This window comes from Parapedobacter sp. SGR-10 (assembly GCF_011030405.1).
Lineage (GTDB): Bacteria > Bacteroidota > Bacteroidia > Sphingobacteriales > Sphingobacteriaceae > Sphingobacterium.
In genome coordinates this window covers 17,083-33,649 of sequence record NZ_JAAJTJ010000035.1, presented here as the reverse complement: position 1 = coordinate 33,649, position 16,567 = coordinate 17,083, and the positions used below count along the sequence as shown (strand labels likewise).

15 protein-coding genes are annotated in these 16,567 nt (G+C 43.6%); 2 read left to right on the top strand and 13 right to left on the bottom strand.

Going from position 1 to position 16,567, the window contains the following annotated elements:
- Nucleotides 1-22: 22 nt before the first annotated feature.
- The 13 genes from G5B00_RS16805 to G5B00_RS16745 all read right to left on the bottom strand — a co-directional run bounded on the left by G5B00_RS16805 (nt 23) and on the right by G5B00_RS16745 (nt 14,575).
- A complete protein-coding gene (locus G5B00_RS16805) occupies nt 23-469 on the bottom strand; it encodes a PepSY-like domain-containing protein (RefSeq protein ID WP_163878283.1) in 447 nt (148 codons plus the stop codon).
- 21 nt (nt 470-490) lie between these two features.
- Nucleotides 491-937, bottom strand: a complete 447-nt coding sequence (locus tag G5B00_RS16800) for a PepSY-like domain-containing protein (protein WP_163878280.1) — start codon at nt 935-937, stop codon at nt 491-493.
- A gap of 96 nt (nt 938-1,033) precedes the next feature.
- Nucleotides 1,034-2,314 (bottom strand): sensor histidine kinase, encoded by a 1,281-nt coding sequence (locus tag G5B00_RS16795; protein WP_163878277.1) that lies wholly within the window; start codon nt 2,312-2,314, stop codon nt 1,034-1,036.
- A complete protein-coding gene (locus G5B00_RS16790) occupies nt 2,315-2,986 on the bottom strand; it encodes a response regulator transcription factor (RefSeq protein WP_163878274.1) in 672 nt (223 codons plus the stop codon).
- An 86-nt stretch (nt 2,987-3,072) separates the two neighbouring features.
- Nucleotides 3,073-3,984, bottom strand: coding sequence for a tRNA (adenosine(37)-N6)-dimethylallyltransferase MiaA (gene miaA / locus G5B00_RS16785; RefSeq protein ID WP_163878271.1), 912 nt, complete (start codon nt 3,982-3,984; stop codon nt 3,073-3,075).
- Between the two features lie 31 nt (nt 3,985-4,015).
- The gene (locus G5B00_RS16780; protein WP_163878268.1) at nt 4,016-4,606 is read right to left on the bottom strand and encodes a plasmid pRiA4b ORF-3 family protein; all 591 of its coding nucleotides are present in this window, start codon (nt 4,604-4,606) and stop codon (nt 4,016-4,018) included.
- A gap of 58 nt (nt 4,607-4,664) precedes the next feature.
- Nucleotides 4,665-6,095 (bottom strand): CCA tRNA nucleotidyltransferase, encoded by a 1,431-nt coding sequence (locus G5B00_RS16775; protein ID WP_163878286.1) that lies wholly within the window; start codon nt 6,093-6,095, stop codon nt 4,665-4,667.
- A 195-nt stretch (nt 6,096-6,290) separates the two neighbouring features.
- Nucleotides 6,291-7,346, bottom strand: coding sequence for a 4-hydroxythreonine-4-phosphate dehydrogenase PdxA (gene pdxA, locus G5B00_RS16770; RefSeq protein ID WP_163878265.1), 1,056 nt, complete (start codon nt 7,344-7,346; stop codon nt 6,291-6,293).
- Nucleotides 7,347-7,492: 146 nt separating this feature from the next.
- On the bottom strand, nt 7,493-7,975 hold the full coding sequence (locus tag G5B00_RS16765; protein ID WP_163878262.1) for a hypothetical protein: 483 nt from the start codon (nt 7,973-7,975) through the stop codon (nt 7,493-7,495).
- Between the two features lie 4 nt (nt 7,976-7,979).
- Entirely contained in the window at nt 7,980-9,398 is a 1,419-nt protein-coding gene (locus G5B00_RS16760; RefSeq protein WP_163878259.1) for a RagB/SusD family nutrient uptake outer membrane protein, read from the bottom strand.
- Nucleotides 9,399-9,411: 13 nt separating this feature from the next.
- Nucleotides 9,412-12,816 (bottom strand): SusC/RagA family TonB-linked outer membrane protein, encoded by a 3,405-nt coding sequence (locus tag G5B00_RS16755; protein ID WP_163878256.1) that lies wholly within the window; start codon nt 12,814-12,816, stop codon nt 9,412-9,414.
- A gap of 71 nt (nt 12,817-12,887) precedes the next feature.
- Nucleotides 12,888-13,970: a FecR family protein gene (locus G5B00_RS16750; RefSeq protein WP_163878253.1), complete on the bottom strand. Its 1,083-nt coding sequence runs from the start codon at nt 13,968-13,970 to the stop codon at nt 12,888-12,890.
- Between the two features lie 8 nt (nt 13,971-13,978).
- Nucleotides 13,979-14,575: an RNA polymerase sigma factor gene (locus G5B00_RS16745; protein WP_163878250.1), complete on the bottom strand. Its 597-nt coding sequence runs from the start codon at nt 14,573-14,575 to the stop codon at nt 13,979-13,981.
- A 203-nt stretch (nt 14,576-14,778) separates the two neighbouring features.
- On the opposite strand from G5B00_RS16745, the gene rsmA reads away from it, so the two are divergent.
- Together rsmA and G5B00_RS16735 are read left to right on the top strand one after the other, a co-directional pair.
- Entirely contained in the window at nt 14,779-15,558 is a 780-nt protein-coding gene (rsmA, locus tag G5B00_RS16740) for a 16S rRNA (adenine(1518)-N(6)/adenine(1519)-N(6))-dimethyltransferase RsmA (protein ID WP_163878247.1), read from the top strand.
- A 56-nt stretch (nt 15,559-15,614) separates the two neighbouring features.
- Complete coding sequence (locus G5B00_RS16735) at nt 15,615-16,547, top strand: NAD(P)-dependent oxidoreductase (RefSeq protein WP_163878244.1); 933 nt, start codon at nt 15,615-15,617, stop codon at nt 16,545-16,547.
- Nucleotides 16,548-16,567: the final 20 nt, after the last annotated feature.

Sequence of the window (16,567 nt, the reverse complement as noted above, 5' to 3'; positions counted from 1 at the left end):
GTTTGTTTTTATTTCTGCTCCCTTAGTCGTCTATGCGCACAAAACCACCGTTTGCATCAAATTCGAGATCCAGTCCATTTGTTAATTCAACATCATATCTGTTATTCTCTTTATCGATACTGTTGATACCCTCGTTAGGGTAATGATCACGGACATAGCTCACGATCTTGGAAGGGATAAAACCTGTAGGGATAGTCTGCCCATCTGGTGCATTCACTTCCTCCCAATTGCCATTCTTGTCAAATTTGACCGTGATACCGTTGTCCAGATACACGGTGTATTCGACACCCCCCAATCCTTCATCTTCTTTTTTGACATGATTAGCCTTGGCTCCTTGAAAATTATCGGACAGGAATGCGATACCTTTTTGCGGGAGGTCTTCTGCTCCGACAAAGGTTTCTTTTTCGCAGGAAGCATACAGCATTATAGCTGCCACCAATATGCTCAATCTTACAAATACGTTTTTCATGGTTTCTCCTTTTTTATATTATCAGTCATCAATCCTCAAAAACTTTCCTTGCTTGTCAAATTCCAAGTCCAAACCATTGGACAATTCTACCTCGTATTTGCGGTTGGAACGTGAGATCTTGACTATTTCGTTGTTGGGGAAACTCTTTTTTACATGAGACGCAATAGATGTCGGTATAAGCGCTGTGGGGATAGCCTTTTTCTTGCCATCGACTTCCTTCCAATCTCCCTTGGCATCGAACTCTACCTTCACACCATCGTGGAAGCGAACCTCATACTCCTTTGACTTCATGAATTCGCTTTCTTCCGTCACGTAAGACACATTTTTCGCATCATAATATTTGTTAACCAAATTTTGTGCCGTTTTGGGCAACTGATCAAAGGTGATCGACTTTACTTGGGCCTGTACGGTTACTGTAGAAACCATCAACAAAACGGCCAAAAACATACTGTTCATTATTGTTTTCATATCTTTTTCTTTTTGTTTAGGACAAAGGTCGAAAGTGAATTGGGAAAGATTTAGGAAAGATTTAGAATAGTAATAGAGACGTAGGATGCTACGTCTCTACTTTTGCACCAACCGAAATTCATGCAGCCCGTCCACAAACGCATAAGTCAACGATAACTGTGGATAGTTCTCAAGAATGGATCTGACGATAGAAAGACCTAGCCCGTTCGATTGGCTGTCCTGTACTCCTTTATGGAATCGCTCAAAGATATGATCGGGATTCAGGCCATCCGTAGCACTAGTATTGGAAATCTTGATTGTGTGTGGATGGACATCAATATAGATTTTTCCTCCTTTGATATTATACTTGATCGCATTTCTAATCAGGTTGGACAACAGGACAAAGGCCAACTCCCGATTACATGAAAAACAAAACTGTCCTTCTTCCTGATAATCCAAATAGATCTCCCGATGCTCAATAATATCCTCCAGATCCCTCATGAGCTCCTGCAGAAGTGCATTGAAATTGACTTGATGCACATCGGTGTACTGATGGTTTTCTATTCGGGAAAGCATCAACAATGATTTATTAAGATTGGCCATGCGGAGCAATGACTGTTTGGCTTCCGACAACTTGATCAATTGATTTTCGGTTAAGTCTTCATCTTCCAATAAAATATCCAGCTTGCCTGTCGTAATGGCCAACGGTGTCTGCAATTCATGGGAAGCATTCTCAATAAATCTTTTTTGGCTATCAAACACCTCCTCATTCCGATGGATCATCTGCCGGATCCGTTCGTTGAGCTCGTCAAATTCCTTGACCTGTGTGGGCACAACCTCAAAGCTTCTAACATCACCGAAACGATATTTTCCCAAATTTCTCAATATCTGATGAAAGGGTTTCCAGGCTTTCTTCAACACATAGTGGTTGATGATCATAATACTAATGACAATGACGAAATACAGAACGGTCAACGAAATGGCCAGGTTGATCAGAAAATCATCTTCTTCCACGGTGGAAGTTCTTATCTCCAGGGTGTAAGGTTCACCATCCTTGCCATAAAAACCTGTACGAAGCACGCGATAAGGCTCATCCTCCTCGTCATAAGGCATGTATATAAATTCCTTTGAAAAGTGATTTTCGTCGGTAAACTCCTCACCTTCTGCAGGCAATATTCTAAACTGGTTGATACCAAACTCGGTAGAATTGCGGATAATATCAGGGTTGACATAGGCTTCACGAAGAATCAGTATCTTTTGATTTTTCAATCCATCGTCGATATTGTCATACACTTCGTCCATAATGACCGCATAGAACAACAAGGCCCACACCGCCATAATGGCCAAAATCGCGATGACCAGAAACCGATTGGTATAATTCTTTACCGAGACAGCCATCTACACCAATTTATAGCCTACACCATATACGGCTTGCAGATCCATTTCTGCACCCGCTTCCTTCAATTTCTTCCGCAAATTTTTAATCTGCGAATAGATAAAATCCAGATTGTCCGCTTGGTCTACATGATCGCCCCATACCGCTTCTGCCAAAACAGTTTTTTCCAACAACTTGTTAGGACGGGACATAAAATAATACAACAAATCGTATTCTTTACGGTTGAGGGGTACATTTGTTCCTGATACCGACAGCTCCCGACTATCTGGGTCGAGCATAGCATTCTTATAATATATATACCGATCTCCTTGTTGGGCATGACGTCGAATGATGGATTTGATGCGGGCCAATAGCTCGGATAAGTGGAAAGGTTTGGCCAGGTAATCGTCTGCTCCTATCTCCAATCCTAACACTTTGTCCTCCACCGAATCCTTTGCCGAGAGGATCAAAACAGGCTGCCGGATAGATAGCTCAGCCATAGCGGTCAGGATATCCAGGCCATTGCCCCCCGGAAGCATAATGTCCAAAAGAATGCAATCGTACCGATATGTCAGTGTTTTTTCCAGAGCGGCATCAAATGTCTGCGCAGTCTCTACCAAAAAGCTCTCTCCTTCCAAAAACTCCTTGACCGTACGTAGTATCTCGACTTCGTCCTCTATGAGCAATATCTTCATAAGCCTTAAAATTACAATTATCTTGTTAGAATCGGGAAAGAATTGGGAAGAAAGGTCGTGCCTCGTGATTCTTTCAGATCAGTAGCCTAAGAATAGATCTTTTGTTCCAAAAATGCACATATCCCTTCCCTATCTGTAGAGTCAAACCAAGTTGTGTCGCCATACTTCTTGAACCAGGTAATCTGCCGTTTGGCATAGCGGCGGGAGTTTTGCTTGATTTTGTCCACGGCTTCTTCCAGTGAGCATTTTCCATCGAGATAGTCAAACAGTTCGGCATACCCGACGGTCAGCAAGGCCGGTTTGTGACGATAAGGCAAAAGTGACTTTACCTCGTCCAACAACCCTTGCTCCATCATCTTGTCTACACGGAGATTGATACGTTCATACAGCTTTTCCCGTTCCATATGGAGACCTATCGTGATGATTTGGAAAGGACGTTTGCCCGTTCCTTGCTTTTGGAATTGGGATATGGGCCTGCCGGTCGCTTCATAGACTTCCAAAGCACGGATCACACGCTGTGGATTGGCTATATCTGCCACGACATAATAGGATGGATCTATTTGTTTCAACCGCTCTTGGAGAGGAGTCAATCCCCGCTCGGCAAATTCGTGATTCAAGCGATCCCGTACACATTGGGGAGCTTTGGGCAGATCATCCAGTCCCTCGCAGACCGCACGCACAAAAAGTCCTGATCCACCGACCATAATGACGACATCTTGCTTCTGAAAAAGCATATCCAAAAGAACCAGTGCCTCCCGTTCAAAATTTCCGGCAGAATATTCTTCTTCAATCGAGTGGGAATCGATAAAGTGGTGCGGTGCTGTTTTCAGTTCATCGGCATCGGGTTTGGCTGTACCTATACTCATCTCCCTGTAAAACTGGCGCGAATCCGCCGAAATAATCTCCGTGTCAAAATGTTGTGCCAAAAAAATAGCCGTAGCTGTTTTTCCTACAGCAGTAGGACCCACAACGACGGCTAAAGTTTTCTGTGTATACATCACTATCTATATGGGAAGCATGTAGCGAGAATCAATAATCGTCTTCACTAAAACCAAAATCCTCTGTCCCTTCTTCGCTCTCTCCCTCTTCTTCTTCTCCATCATCTACACTATAGTCATCTTCCTCATCCACACCATACTCCTCTGTATTTTCCTCTACAGGTTCTTCGTCATCCTCCTCCTCTGGAGCAGCAACCGGAAAATTGGCTGCAGCCGCAATTTTGGGTGCTTGTCCCACCGACTTGAAGATAGACGGGTACTCTTGCCCCTCTTCCTCTTTGAGTATCTTGATCAGTTCGACATGAAAGTCATAAGGACGGTCAAAATTATAGATATAGTAAAACTTTTGATGTGGATCATCGATAAACTTGCTCAGACGAATATTTTCCATCAGAAGTACCCCTGCCTCTACCTTACGTGGCGTAGGGTGCAACGCTATCTCTGTGCCCTTCTTCCATTGATCATTGCTCACATAAAATGAAGAAGAGGCATCGGCTACATATCCAGTACTGCTATGTATCGCATGATGCAACTCCAAAAATGTACCTTTCGAAGGCATGTCAATATCCCTATAGATATCTTCATAATCCTCAAATGTCACCCTAAATCTATATATTGCCATAATTAAAAATAGAAATCCAAGCCTATACCTGATCCGTATCAGCCCATAAAAATAAAAATTATTTTAATCTCTCGGTAAACAAAGTGTGTTTTGGCTCCAAATTAATCTTCCTACCCTCTTCGATCATAAAATGATAGGCTGCCTCTCTTTCGTTCGGGATATCCCCTTCCAAGATGGCCTCGCGGATGGCACTCTTGATGATCCCCACCTGCTTGCCGGGAGCTAAACCAAATACGTGCATGATATCTTCTCCTGTGACGGGGGGTTGCCAATTGCGCAGGTGATCCCGCTCCTCCACGTCTTTGAGCTTCTGCTTGACCAATTCAAAATTCTGTCTGTACTTGGCTTTCTTGAATTCGTTCTTGGTCGTCACGTCGGCATGACATAGCAACATCAAGGCATCGATATCGTCTCCTGCTTCAAACAGCAGCCGCCGTACGGCAGAGTCGGTCACGATATCCTGTGCCAATACAATAGGCCGCAAGTGCAACTGCACGAGCTTCTGCACAAAACGCATCTTATCATTCAATGGAAGCTTCATCTCTGCAAACAACTTAGGCACCATACGAGCGCCCCTATCCTCGTGTCCGTGAAAAGTCCACCCCACCTTTTTATCAAAACGCTTGGTCGCCGGCTTAGCAATATCGTGCATGATTGCGGCCCAGCGCAGCCACAGATCATCGGATAGCTCAGCCACATTGTCCAACACCTCCAGTGTATGGTAAAAATTATCCTTATGCCCCTTACCTTGGATCACTTCGACACCATGCAAGTTGCACATAGCCGGAAAAATCAGTTCCAGCAGCCCCGTATCAAACAGATATTTGAAACCTTGAGAAGGTTTTTCGGACAGAATGATTTTATTGAGTTCATCGGTAATACGCTCTTGCGAGACAATCTTGATCCTCTCTTTGTTTTCGGCAATCGCCTGAACTGCTTTGATATCGATCTTAAAGTGCAACTGTGTCGCAAAACGAATAGCGCGCATCATACGCAAAGGATCGTCCGAGAAGGTTTCCTGCGGATCCAGTGGGGTACGTATGATACGGAGCTTGATATCCTCCAAACCATTGAACGGGTCCAATAGCTGTCCATAGTTGTGCTTATTCAATGAATAGGCCATGGCATTGATCGTGAAATCCCTCCTATTTTGATCGTCCTGCAATGTTCCGTCCTCGACGATAGGTTTGCGCGAATCTCTTCGGTACGATTCCTTTCTTGCTCCGACAAACTCTATATCCAATCCGTCGTACACAAGCATAGCCGTACCAAAGGATTTGTAGACAGTGACCTTGGTATGCAGGATCTCACCTAACCTAGAAGCAAAATCTATCCCACTTCCCACGACCAAAATATCCACATCATCCTTGAAGGATCTGTCCATGATCCGATCACGGACATAACCACCAATGACGTAGCATTCGGTTCTCATCTGCTCCGCCAAATCTTTGATGATAGAAAATATAGGGTGTTGTAAGTGTTCTGCCATAGCTGTATTCGGATCCCGACGTATCCGATGATAAGCTGCAAAAGTACTCATTTTAGGGTAATCTTAAAAGATAGGTTAAGAAGAATGTCATTGTAGAGGCGCCATGCACTGCTGGCGCACGAATCCTTTCGTGTGCCTCAATAATCCAAGCACACGAAAGGATTCGTGCGCTAACATAAGATTAAAGAAGATAAATCAATCCCTATCCCTTGACAATTTACGGAATCCTAGAGGGTTAGCCGTCAGTTCGGCCTGCTCTCTTCTATTTTTCACGATATGTACAGCCAGAAAAACAGCTTCCAAAAAGGATTCATGTGAAGCCATATTCTTGCCCGCAATGTCATAACCTGTACCGTGATCGGGTGAGGTACGTACGATCGGAAGGCCAGCTGTATAATTCACGCCTTTGCGGCTGGCAATGTGTTTGAAAGGAATAAGCCCCTGATCATGGTACATGGCCAGTACAGCATCAAACTTAGTGTACGTATCCGATGCAAAAAAACCATCTGCCGGATAAGGACCGAAGCAGAATATCTTTTCTGCATTGGCCTGTTCGATGGCTGGACGGATGATCTCCTCATCCTCTGTACCGATGATACCATTATCTCCCGCATGAGGATTCAGTCCCAACACAGCTATTTTGGGCTTCTGAATCCAAAAATCCGTCTTTAGACTTGCATTCATCAGACGCAATTTTTTCAAGATAGCCTCCAAGGTAATTTGACCTGCGATATCTTTGACAGGAATATGTCCAGTCACAACACCTACCCGCAATTCATCACTAACCATAAACATCAACACATCGTCCGCTCCGGTTTTGCTTTGCAGATATTCGGTATGTCCGGGGAAATTGAATCCTTCTCTTTGTATATTATGCTTATTGATAGGAGCCGTGACCAAGGCATCAATTTTGCCTGTCTGCAGATCGTCGACAGCTCTTTGCAACGATAGAAAAGCATATTTCCCTCCGGTTTCATTCTCTTCACCCAAAGTGATCTTGACATCTTCCTGCCACACATTGATCATATTCGGCCGTTTCGGATTCGCTTGCTCTGGATGATTGATGACGTTGAAACTAAAGTCATTGATATTGTTCGCTTTGCGATGAAAAGAAGCATTCTTCGTATTCCCATATACAATAGGGGTGAAATAGTCCAAGACACGATTGTCCAACAAGGACTTAATAATCACCTCCATCCCTATTCCATTCAAATCGCCTACGCTAATACCTACCTTTAGTTTTTCACTCATTGTCAAAAAAGCTTTTATTAAATCAAAAGTAACAAAAAAATAGGAAAAGCTAGAATAGCTGCGTTCGGAAATGATCACAGAGAGACAAAAGAGGTATCTTCCTCTGCCCAATGGTCTAAAACCGTCGGGCAGAGGAAAAGATAGTTCTAAGGGTACTCACACCGCACCCCTACTCTTTTATAGTTATTGGATACCTTAATCTTATCTGTACCGACCAATTCTAAAACCAACAACGTATTGCCTGCACCACTCGACGTGGGAGCAAGCCTGATATACCCCTTACTTTGAAGGGCAGGCAAGACAAAGCTCTTGGTACCACCTATTACAGCAAAATCTACATTTTCTGCCGCAGTAGACTCCTCTGCCACGATCTTCCAGGTTAGATGCTGATCTTCATTCGATTGCAGTCCAGACATATTTACTTGGAGTGTGATCTCATCCTCTCCTGGCTTGATGACACGACTGATAATAGGATAGTCCTTCCCAACGATGAATGTGGTTGTGACCGCATCCTCAAATTCTATGTAATTATCTTCGAGTTGATAACGCAAATCAAAATCCTCTTGGCACGATCCCAATAACAGGACAAATACCAAAGCTACGACGGTTTTATTCAACAAATATCTCATATACTTAATAATTATAATTTTGTTTAAGCTCAGTATCGGCATTCGCTTCCCGAATAGGTATGCGTGCCAGTATCCTATAATCGGTAAAGAGTACATTGCCACTCCCTTTCATCACATCTCGGCCATGACGTTTGAGATCGAACCATCGGTGCCCTTCAAACGCCAAGTCAAAACGCCGTTGCATTAAAATTTCTTCCAACAGCGCATTACCTGATAGACTTACTTCCGACAGGCCAGCGCGTGTACGTATCCTATTCAAATCGTCTAATGCCTGAGGATAATAAGATGCTCCTTGATAGTAAAGAGCTTCTGCCCGATTGAGGTATACTTCTGACAAGCGGAGAATCGGTACGTTGTCCAAGTTGGGGGTACCATTCTTCGAAATAAACTTGTACATCTCCCAAAAAGTCGAGCTCTTGCCCACCCCTTTACGGATCAATTCCCTCCGTACATCGCTTGGATCGTACAAATCATAAAACAACGGATCTACAGCCACGACCGCTTGGATGGAAAATGCCGTAGCATCGTACGTCGCACGACTCGTATAGGTCGACCGTAAAGAACGATCCGAACCTACATTCTCTGAGATATTAAATTTCAATTCAAAAATAGATTCCGGATGTACTTCTTTCAACCAATCGCTTACATAGGTAGCTTGGGTTGAAAATGTAGCCTTGGTCTCTATCAAAGTGCGATCCGCCATATCGACCACAGTAGGGTAGTCTCCCCGGTACAATGCCACACGTGCATATAAAGCACTTACCGCTGCTTGGGTAACTCGGTGAGGCGCAGCAGTCTCATTGCCCATACCCAAGTTGCTATGTGCTAAATCCAAGTCCTTATAAATCTGATCGTAGACATCGGCTATGGGCGCACGTTTGAGCGATCCTATTTTCGATATATCATCTACACCCACCAACATTAGAGGGACTCCTCCGTAATTGTATTCATCAATAATCGCTGTGGGATCATAAGCATATACACGTACCAAATCGTGATAACATAACGCCCGTAAAAAATAAGCCTGTCCTAATATGGTCGCTTTCCATTTTTCCTCGTACGAACCGGCTTGAACGGCATCAATCACTAAGTTGGCCTGATTGATAGCATAATATGACATTTGCCAATTGTCAAAATGTGCATTCCTGCCATTCATAGACTCATTGGTCAAATGGGAGGCATTTCCTGTATGTATGGCGTTGTCGGACAAAGCCTCTGACAACGCCAGATAGTCCCGTCCGTATAAAGTATAGTTTTGTAGACGAGCATACACGGAGATCAATGCCGCACTAATACCTTCTTCATTCGTCAAAGCCGTCGATGAATCGATAGATTGTTTCGGGTTTATCTCCAACAACTTCTCACAACCTGTCAGCAACAAAACCGTACACAAGGACAGCTGTATTAATATATTTCTCTTCATGATATTCTTCCTTTTAAAATCCAACTTGTACACCAAAAAAGTATGATTTCATCGCAGGTATTATCCCCACATTGGAGGTAGTATTGCTCCCTGTCACATAAAATTCCGGATCATAACCTGCAAACTTGGTAATCGTGTATAGATTATTGGCCTGTAGGTATAATTTGGTCGATGACATCTTAATCGCGGATAGCCAGCTAGCAGGCAGATTGTAACTCAGGTTTATATTCTTCAAGCGTATGTAAGATGCATCTTGCAGATAGCGGGTAGATGCCAAATCTCCACGGGCATGTCCCCCCCGCTCTGCTGCACCATTGACGGGTCTCGGTACCGAAGTGATCTGTCCTTCCGCCGTCCATCGGTTGTCGTAATACCAAGCCATCCCATTTATTTGCGAATCCCCTTTACGGGAAAGATTGCGGGCGAAGTTATCGTAGAATATGCGACCATAGTCATATTGGAAAAACACCGACAAGGACACACCTTTATAGTCAAACGCATTTGTCCAACCGCCATAAAAATCGGGCAACTCATTTGGCAGACCATGAGGAGCATAATTTCCGACTTCCATCGTACCGGGTGTATAGGTCAGATTGCCATCGGCATCATACCACACTGGCCTACCTGTTGCTGCGTGTACCCCCGCATATTGGGGCAAAACAAACGTCCGTAATGCATAACCGACACGAACCGTATTGTCACCAGGCAGCACCGTAAGATCATCGTATAGACGTGTCACCTCATTGCGTTGGAAAGAAATATTGAAATTACTTGTCCACTTGAAATCACCCGAACGCATCAGATGTGCGCCCAATTCAAACTCCAGTCCTTGATTTTTTACCTCACCTAAGTTTTCCGTAATCTCACTATACCCTGCAGCCCACACTATAGGTTTGCTCAGCAACAGATCTTTACTGCTGCGATGATAGGCTTCGATGCTACCAAATACGCGTGAGCCAAACAAAGTATAATCAATCCCAATATTTGTCGTGGCATTACGTTCCCACCTTAACTTGGAATTCCCTAGAGAATTAGCTTGGATACCAGCCTCGCCATCATACGTCACTCCTCCACCGTACAGAGATCGGGACGCAAAGTTGTCAATCTGATCATTACCCGTTTCTCCGTAACCTATACGGAGTTTCAACTGGTTTATCAAGGTTTTATTGGTTACAAAATCTTCTTTGGCCAAATCCCATCCTGCAGAAATGGCCGGGAACAAACCAAACTTATTATTATCCCCGAAACGTGAAGATCCATCATAACGCAAAATAGCGGACAGCATGTATTTGCTGTCGAACGTATAGTTCGCTTGTACAAAACTACCTAACCGCTTTACTCCTGTCCACGAGCTTGTACCGGATACGATCGTGGCCGCCGAAGCCAACTGCTTGAACAAATGATTGGGAAAACCTTCTCCCGTAACATTACCAGCCTGGTTTTCATACGTCCTATATTCTACCCCCACCAATGTATTGAGCGTATGTCTATCTGGCAAGCGAGGTGTATAATGCAAAACGTGGGAAGTGGTAAAAGTCTTAGGCCTATCGTAGTACTCGGTCAAAATGCCGCCTCTGGCATTTCCGTCTATTGTCCTCGGATCGTAGTACATCCGGGCCGTGATATCCCTATAGTCTAATCCCACCAAAGCTTTGTATTTTAAGTTGTCAAGTATGTTGTAATTCAACTGAAGGTTGCCAAACAAACTATTATTCTTTTCCAAAGCTTCGTTGAGTTCGGTAGAATGTAAGGTGTGTCGTGCAAAAGTTCCCGGAAATCCAGCCAACGTAAAATTGTATGAACCATCCTCATTATATATCGGGATAAAAGGCAAAATCATGGGGTTTGCATAGCTTGGAGCCGAAAACTGTGTCGTGGTACCAGTAGACCCTAAGGGACCGTGCTGCCTGACCGAAGCAATATTTACCGTACTCAGTATCTCTATCTTGTCTGTGATCTTATTCCCGTAATTTAGATTCATCGTCCCTCGCGTAAAATCAGAGCCTACAATGCTCCCTTCTGTATCTTCCCAACTTCCAGAAATACGGTAGGAAGATCGATCACTACCTCCGGATAGTGCCAGATCATATTTGTTGGTAGCTCCATCGGTATACGCAGCCTTTTGCCAATCATAGGTTGGCATCGCCGCAATCTCATCAAGGGTAGTCGTGCTGGGAAAACGGGACTGGGAAAAAACAGACGCCCAAGCCTGCTCGTCTGTCCATGTAGGATTATAGTTCTTGAACGATTCAAATCTTGCGTTCAGGTACTCCTGGGTGTTCATCAGATCCAACAGTTTGATAGGTTTTACAGCCCCAGTGCGATAACCCAAATCTACTTTCACTCTGCCACTTTTTCCTTTTTTTGTCGTAATCAGAACGACACCATTTGCCGCTTGTGCTCCATACACAGAAGCAGCAGCAGCATCTTTCAACACTTCTATAGACTCAATATCTTCGGGATTAATATTGGCCAAAGGGTTGGCCGAAACCAACGTAGTCATATTGTTATTGTCCACGATCAGTCCATCTACAATATAGATAGGTTCTGTACCTGCCGATATTGACCCAGGGCCTCGCACTTCCACCTTGATGGCCGCGCCCGGCACCCCTACACGAGATTGCACATTGACCCCCGACATACGACCCTGCATCGCTTGGTCCAACGTAACAGCATTGGCAGATTCGATGTCCTCGGCATTGATGGAAGCGATTGAGCCCGTAATCTCCCTTTTCTTTTGGGTGGCATACCCTGTGACGATGACCTCGTCTAACTCAGCTTCATCAACGATCATCACAATATCTATCCCTGTCATTTTTTGTACCCGCACACGTTGTTGGCCATACCCTAACAAACGAATAGCCAACATATCACCAACACGACCTGAGATCTCAAACAAACCGTCTGCATTTGTACGTGTAGCGACCTGATTGCGTTCGTTGAGAACCGTCACTCCATCCAAACGGCTGCCCTTCACATCACGAATCCTTCCTTGTACCTTATCCTCCTGTATAGAAGATACCTCTCGATTATTTTTAGCCATTGAAGATTGTCTATTTGGTATTTTCTCTACCAATACCAACCTTTTGTCCGTCAATTTGTAATCGATGGGCTGATCTTTAAAAGCCATCTCCAACAGCTGTTCTATTGGCTTAGCTTTGACATGGATCGTCACAGGATGTGTCTTGGCCAGCATATCCTGATTGTAAAACACATTTAAAGTAGTCTTGTCCTCCACAGCTTTTAATACGACAGCAAGCGGGACATTTTTTCCAGAAAAATCCAATAACTGGGCACATACGGCCAAGTGGGAAAGATTAAAGCACGCCATGAAAAATACAAAGCGGTACCTGAAACGTGTACCAACCCTAGGTATGGTAACACGTCTACACAAGATGAACTGTGATAAAAGCTTCATTAGTGATATTGGTTATGTGTAACTTACTAAGAAGTTGACGATCCAAAACACCAAAGCAGGTAAGAAAATTTTTATTTTTTTTGACGGACAACTAAGACATTGTTTTTCAATGCACTGTAAAACCCTGCATCGTCCAATAATCGCAACAACTCATCGATAGAAGATCGCTGATCAAACTTCATCGTATAACGTTGACGAGCCAAGGTAGGATCTAAATCCAGATCTACTTCATACCATCTCGTTGCCTTGCGAAGAATTTCCGACAAGGGTTGGTCCCTAAACTGTAAATATCCATTGGTCCATGCCACTACGGTAGAAGCATCAACCCTCTTCACATCATAGGGACGACCGTTGTCCCTCAAAACTGCTTGTTGATTGGGTCTGAGTTCTTGAATATACTCTTCAGCTTTCAGACGTACGGAGCCCTCCAACAGAGTAGTCACAATACCATCTTCGGTAGAATAGCTATTGACATTGAATTTTGTTCCCAATACCTCTATCAGCTGATTATTGGATCGTACTCTAAAAGGACGTTGACTGTCATGCGCTACTTCAAAATACACTTCCCCTTGTACACTTACCTCACGGTAGTCTCGTCTAAACGTGCTTGGAAAACTAATGGAAGACATGGCATTCATCCACACCTTGGTCCCGTCCTCCAATACAATCTTGTAAGTCTTGCCCGAAGGTGTCTCTATCGACTGTGATACGGAGATCTGATCACGACCAGCAGCATGAGGTGGATACACTAATATGTTTTCATCCCCCTGCACACCATAATCCTTTTGAAATTGAGCATCCAAACGATCTAAAGATACAATTCGACCGTCCGACAGCTTCAATATAGGAGCATCGGGAATTGCTCCAACAGGACTATTGACCAGTATATCAGGAGCAGTATTCCCATTCTCGGGCTGCCACCAATAATATCCTGCCGTAAAGGTTATCAAAAGTGCAGCTGCGACAGCGCTCCACACAGCCCACCTTAGGCTGCCTCTATTTTTTGAAGTCGGGATATCTTCTGTCATGGCCTGCATCAACACATCATTAAGTTTGCCTTCGGCAAGCAATTGATGATATACAGCCAATTCCTCTTTGGAAAGGGTACGTTGCTTATAGCCATCGATGAGTTTTTTATAGAATCTTGTATCCATGCAGCTATTTATTTAAGCAATATTACACTTACAATTAATATGATAGATGTAATATGAGAAGAAGAAATATTAAACATGACCATTACCTCCTCTTTTAGTTTTTTCATTGTCAACACCATATGATGCTTGACTGTATCCTTAGAAACACCCAATTTGTCCGCGACCTCTTCATAGGTCATTTCCTCTTGCCTACACAACTGGAATATCCTTCGAGAACGTTCGGGAAGCCTTTGCAAACACTTATCCAAAAATTCAGCATACTCCTTTTCCAATACTTTTCTGTCTATGACAAAATCTCCATCCTGAAACTCCCGAATCGTTCGCTCGACAAAACGCTCGTTCAAGCTATTACGCTTAAGATAGTCAAATGTATGGTTGCGAGCCATCCTGAAAATATAGCTTTCCCAATTTTTGACTTTATCTTCAAGCTCTTCCATTTTTTCAAAAATCTTGATAAATACATCGTGCATCAAGTCCTCAGCAAGCATAGGACATGCGACATAACTATATATATACGCCTTTACCTGCTTGGACAGTCTCTCGTATAGCCTATCGTAAAATTTTTGAGGATTACTAATTGTCGATTTTGAGAAAAAAGGATACATATAGTTGTTTTAAGTATTTTTTGGTTAGAAATAATACGCTTGCAATAAAGATAGTAAAATATGAGAGCCTGTCTAAATTTATATTGTAATTTTTTTTAGCTATCCAATGCAGATACTCCATCTCTACTTTTATCCTTCGTCGCTTTGTCTCCAAAGATGCAACAGACCTAATGAAGTAATTTTTTTCTTACTTTTGACCTACGATGAATTCAGTACGGGCAAAAAAACACCTAGGACAACATTTTCTGAACGACAAAAACGCAGCTCAACGCATTGTCGCAGCATTGGACACTTCATTGGGCTTCAAACAAGTTTTGGAGGTCGGTCCAGGCATGGGCATACTTTCAGACTTTTTGTTGCAGGAAACCGCTTACCAAACATTTCTGATCGATGTGGATGATGAATCCATAGTCTATCTTGCTGACAAATACCCTGAGCTAGGCGACAGGTTGATACACGGTGATTTTTTAGCGTTGGATTTTGCCAAACATTTTGAGGAAAAAATGGCTATCATCGGCAATTTTCCCTACAACATTTCTTCGCAGATTCTTTTTAAGATATTGGAAGAAAGGCAACACGTCGTACAAATGGTAGGCATGTTTCAAAAGGAAGTAGCCGAACGTTGCGTAGCCAAACCTGGAAACAAAGAGTACGGTATTTTAAGTGTGTTTTTACAGGCTTATTATGACGTGGAATATCTTTTTACGGTCAAAGCCGGAGCCTTCAATCCGCCACCTAAAGTACTTTCAGGAGTCATGCGCATGACCCGCAATGATAGAAAAAAACTGGATTGTGACGAAAAACTATTTTGGAGGGTCGTGAAAGCAGCGTTCAACCAACGCCGTAAAACACTGCGCAATGCCTTATCAGGAGTCGTTTCTAAGGACAGAATGAGCGACAACGCGCTGTACGACCTACGTGCCGAGCGCCTAAGTGTAGAAGATTTTGTGCAGCTGACAAACGAAATCATCAACGTTCTTTAGTTATACCGTCTTAAAATTTCATCACGCCCAATTCAGAATTTTCAATCCAACAAAAAATGAGTATCCTAATCGTCGACGACATACACGATATATTATTGGAAAAACTCCAAAAAGCAGATATTTCCTACAATTACCAACCGACCATTACACGTGTTGGAGCCGAAAAAATCATTGCGGATTATACAGGATTGGTTATTCGCTCCAAATTTCAAGTAGACCAAAATTTTATCGATCTGGGTTCCAACCTGACCTTGATCGGTCGTGCAGGAGCCGGCATGGACAATATCGACGAAGCCTACGCAGTACAAAAAGGCATTACCCTACTTTCTGCCAATGCAGGTAATTGCGACGCCGTAGGTGAACACATGATCGGCATGTTGCTAAGTCTCATGAACAACCTCAACCGAGCCGACCACGAAGTTCGGAGCGGGTATTGGCGTCGTGAGGAAAACCGGGGACATGAGTTGATGGGAAAAACAGTAGCCCTGATCGGTTATGGTCATAATGGACAGGCAATGGCCAAAAAACTTTCCGGTTTTGGGGTCAAAGTCATCGCCTATGACAAGTACAAAACAGGATTCACTGACCAATACGCCACAGAGGTTTCTATGGAAGAGGTCGTACGTCAAGCCGATGTACTGAGTTTTCACATTCCATTGACACGGGAAACGAAAGGCATGGTAGATGATGAATATCTGTTCCACTTCCGAAAGCCCATATTCCTGCTGATGGGCGCGCGGGGAGGCATCGTACAAGTTCCCGCCGTACTAAAAGCATTGGATCAAGATAAGATATTGGGAGCAGCCTTTGACGTACTGCCCATCGAAAAATTTCCTGCTTTAGCAGAGCAGGACTGGTACCAGAACCTAATCTCAAGGGATAATGTGATCCTAAGCCCTCATGTAGCGGGCTGGACTTTTGAAAGCTACTACAAACTATCGGATATATTGGCCGAAAAGATTGTAAGCACCTTAAACTTAAACCTATAAGGTTTTGAAAACCTTATAGG

Bases quoted from the DNA above. Each gene is read 5' to 3' on its own strand.
- G5B00_RS16805 (WP_163878283.1), bottom strand. From the start codon at position 469: ATGAAAAACGTATTTGTAAGATTGAGCATATTGGTGGCAGCTATAATG.
- G5B00_RS16800 (WP_163878280.1), bottom strand. From the start codon at position 937: ATGAAAACAATAATGAACAGTATGTTTTTGGCCGTTTTGTTGATGGTT.
- G5B00_RS16795 (WP_163878277.1), bottom strand. From the start codon at position 2,314: ATGGCTGTCTCGGTAAAGAATTATACCAATCGGTTTCTGGTCATCGCG.
- G5B00_RS16790 (WP_163878274.1), bottom strand. From the start codon at position 2,986: ATGAAGATATTGCTCATAGAGGACGAAGTCGAGATACTACGTACGGTC.
- miaA (WP_163878271.1), bottom strand. From the start codon at position 3,984: ATGTATACACAGAAAACTTTAGCCGTCGTTGTGGGTCCTACTGCTGTA.
- G5B00_RS16780 (WP_163878268.1), bottom strand. From the start codon at position 4,606: ATGGCAATATATAGATTTAGGGTGACATTTGAGGATTATGAAGATATC.
- G5B00_RS16775 (WP_163878286.1), bottom strand. From the start codon at position 6,095: ATGGCAGAACACTTACAACACCCTATATTTTCTATCATCAAAGATTTG.
- pdxA (WP_163878265.1), bottom strand. From the start codon at position 7,346: ATGAGTGAAAAACTAAAGGTAGGTATTAGCGTAGGCGATTTGAATGGA.
- G5B00_RS16765 (WP_163878262.1), bottom strand. From the start codon at position 7,975: ATGAGATATTTGTTGAATAAAACCGTCGTAGCTTTGGTATTTGTCCTG.
- G5B00_RS16760 (WP_163878259.1), bottom strand. From the start codon at position 9,398: ATGAAGAGAAATATATTAATACAGCTGTCCTTGTGTACGGTTTTGTTG.
- G5B00_RS16755 (WP_163878256.1), bottom strand. From the start codon at position 12,816: ATGAAGCTTTTATCACAGTTCATCTTGTGTAGACGTGTTACCATACCT.
- G5B00_RS16750 (WP_163878253.1), bottom strand. From the start codon at position 13,970: ATGGATACAAGATTCTATAAAAAACTCATCGATGGCTATAAGCAACGT.
- G5B00_RS16745 (WP_163878250.1), bottom strand. From the start codon at position 14,575: ATGTATCCTTTTTTCTCAAAATCGACAATTAGTAATCCTCAAAAATTT.
- rsmA (WP_163878247.1), top strand. From the start codon at position 14,779: ATGAATTCAGTACGGGCAAAAAAACACCTAGGACAACATTTTCTGAAC.
- G5B00_RS16735 (WP_163878244.1), top strand. From the start codon at position 15,615: ATGAGTATCCTAATCGTCGACGACATACACGATATATTATTGGAAAAA.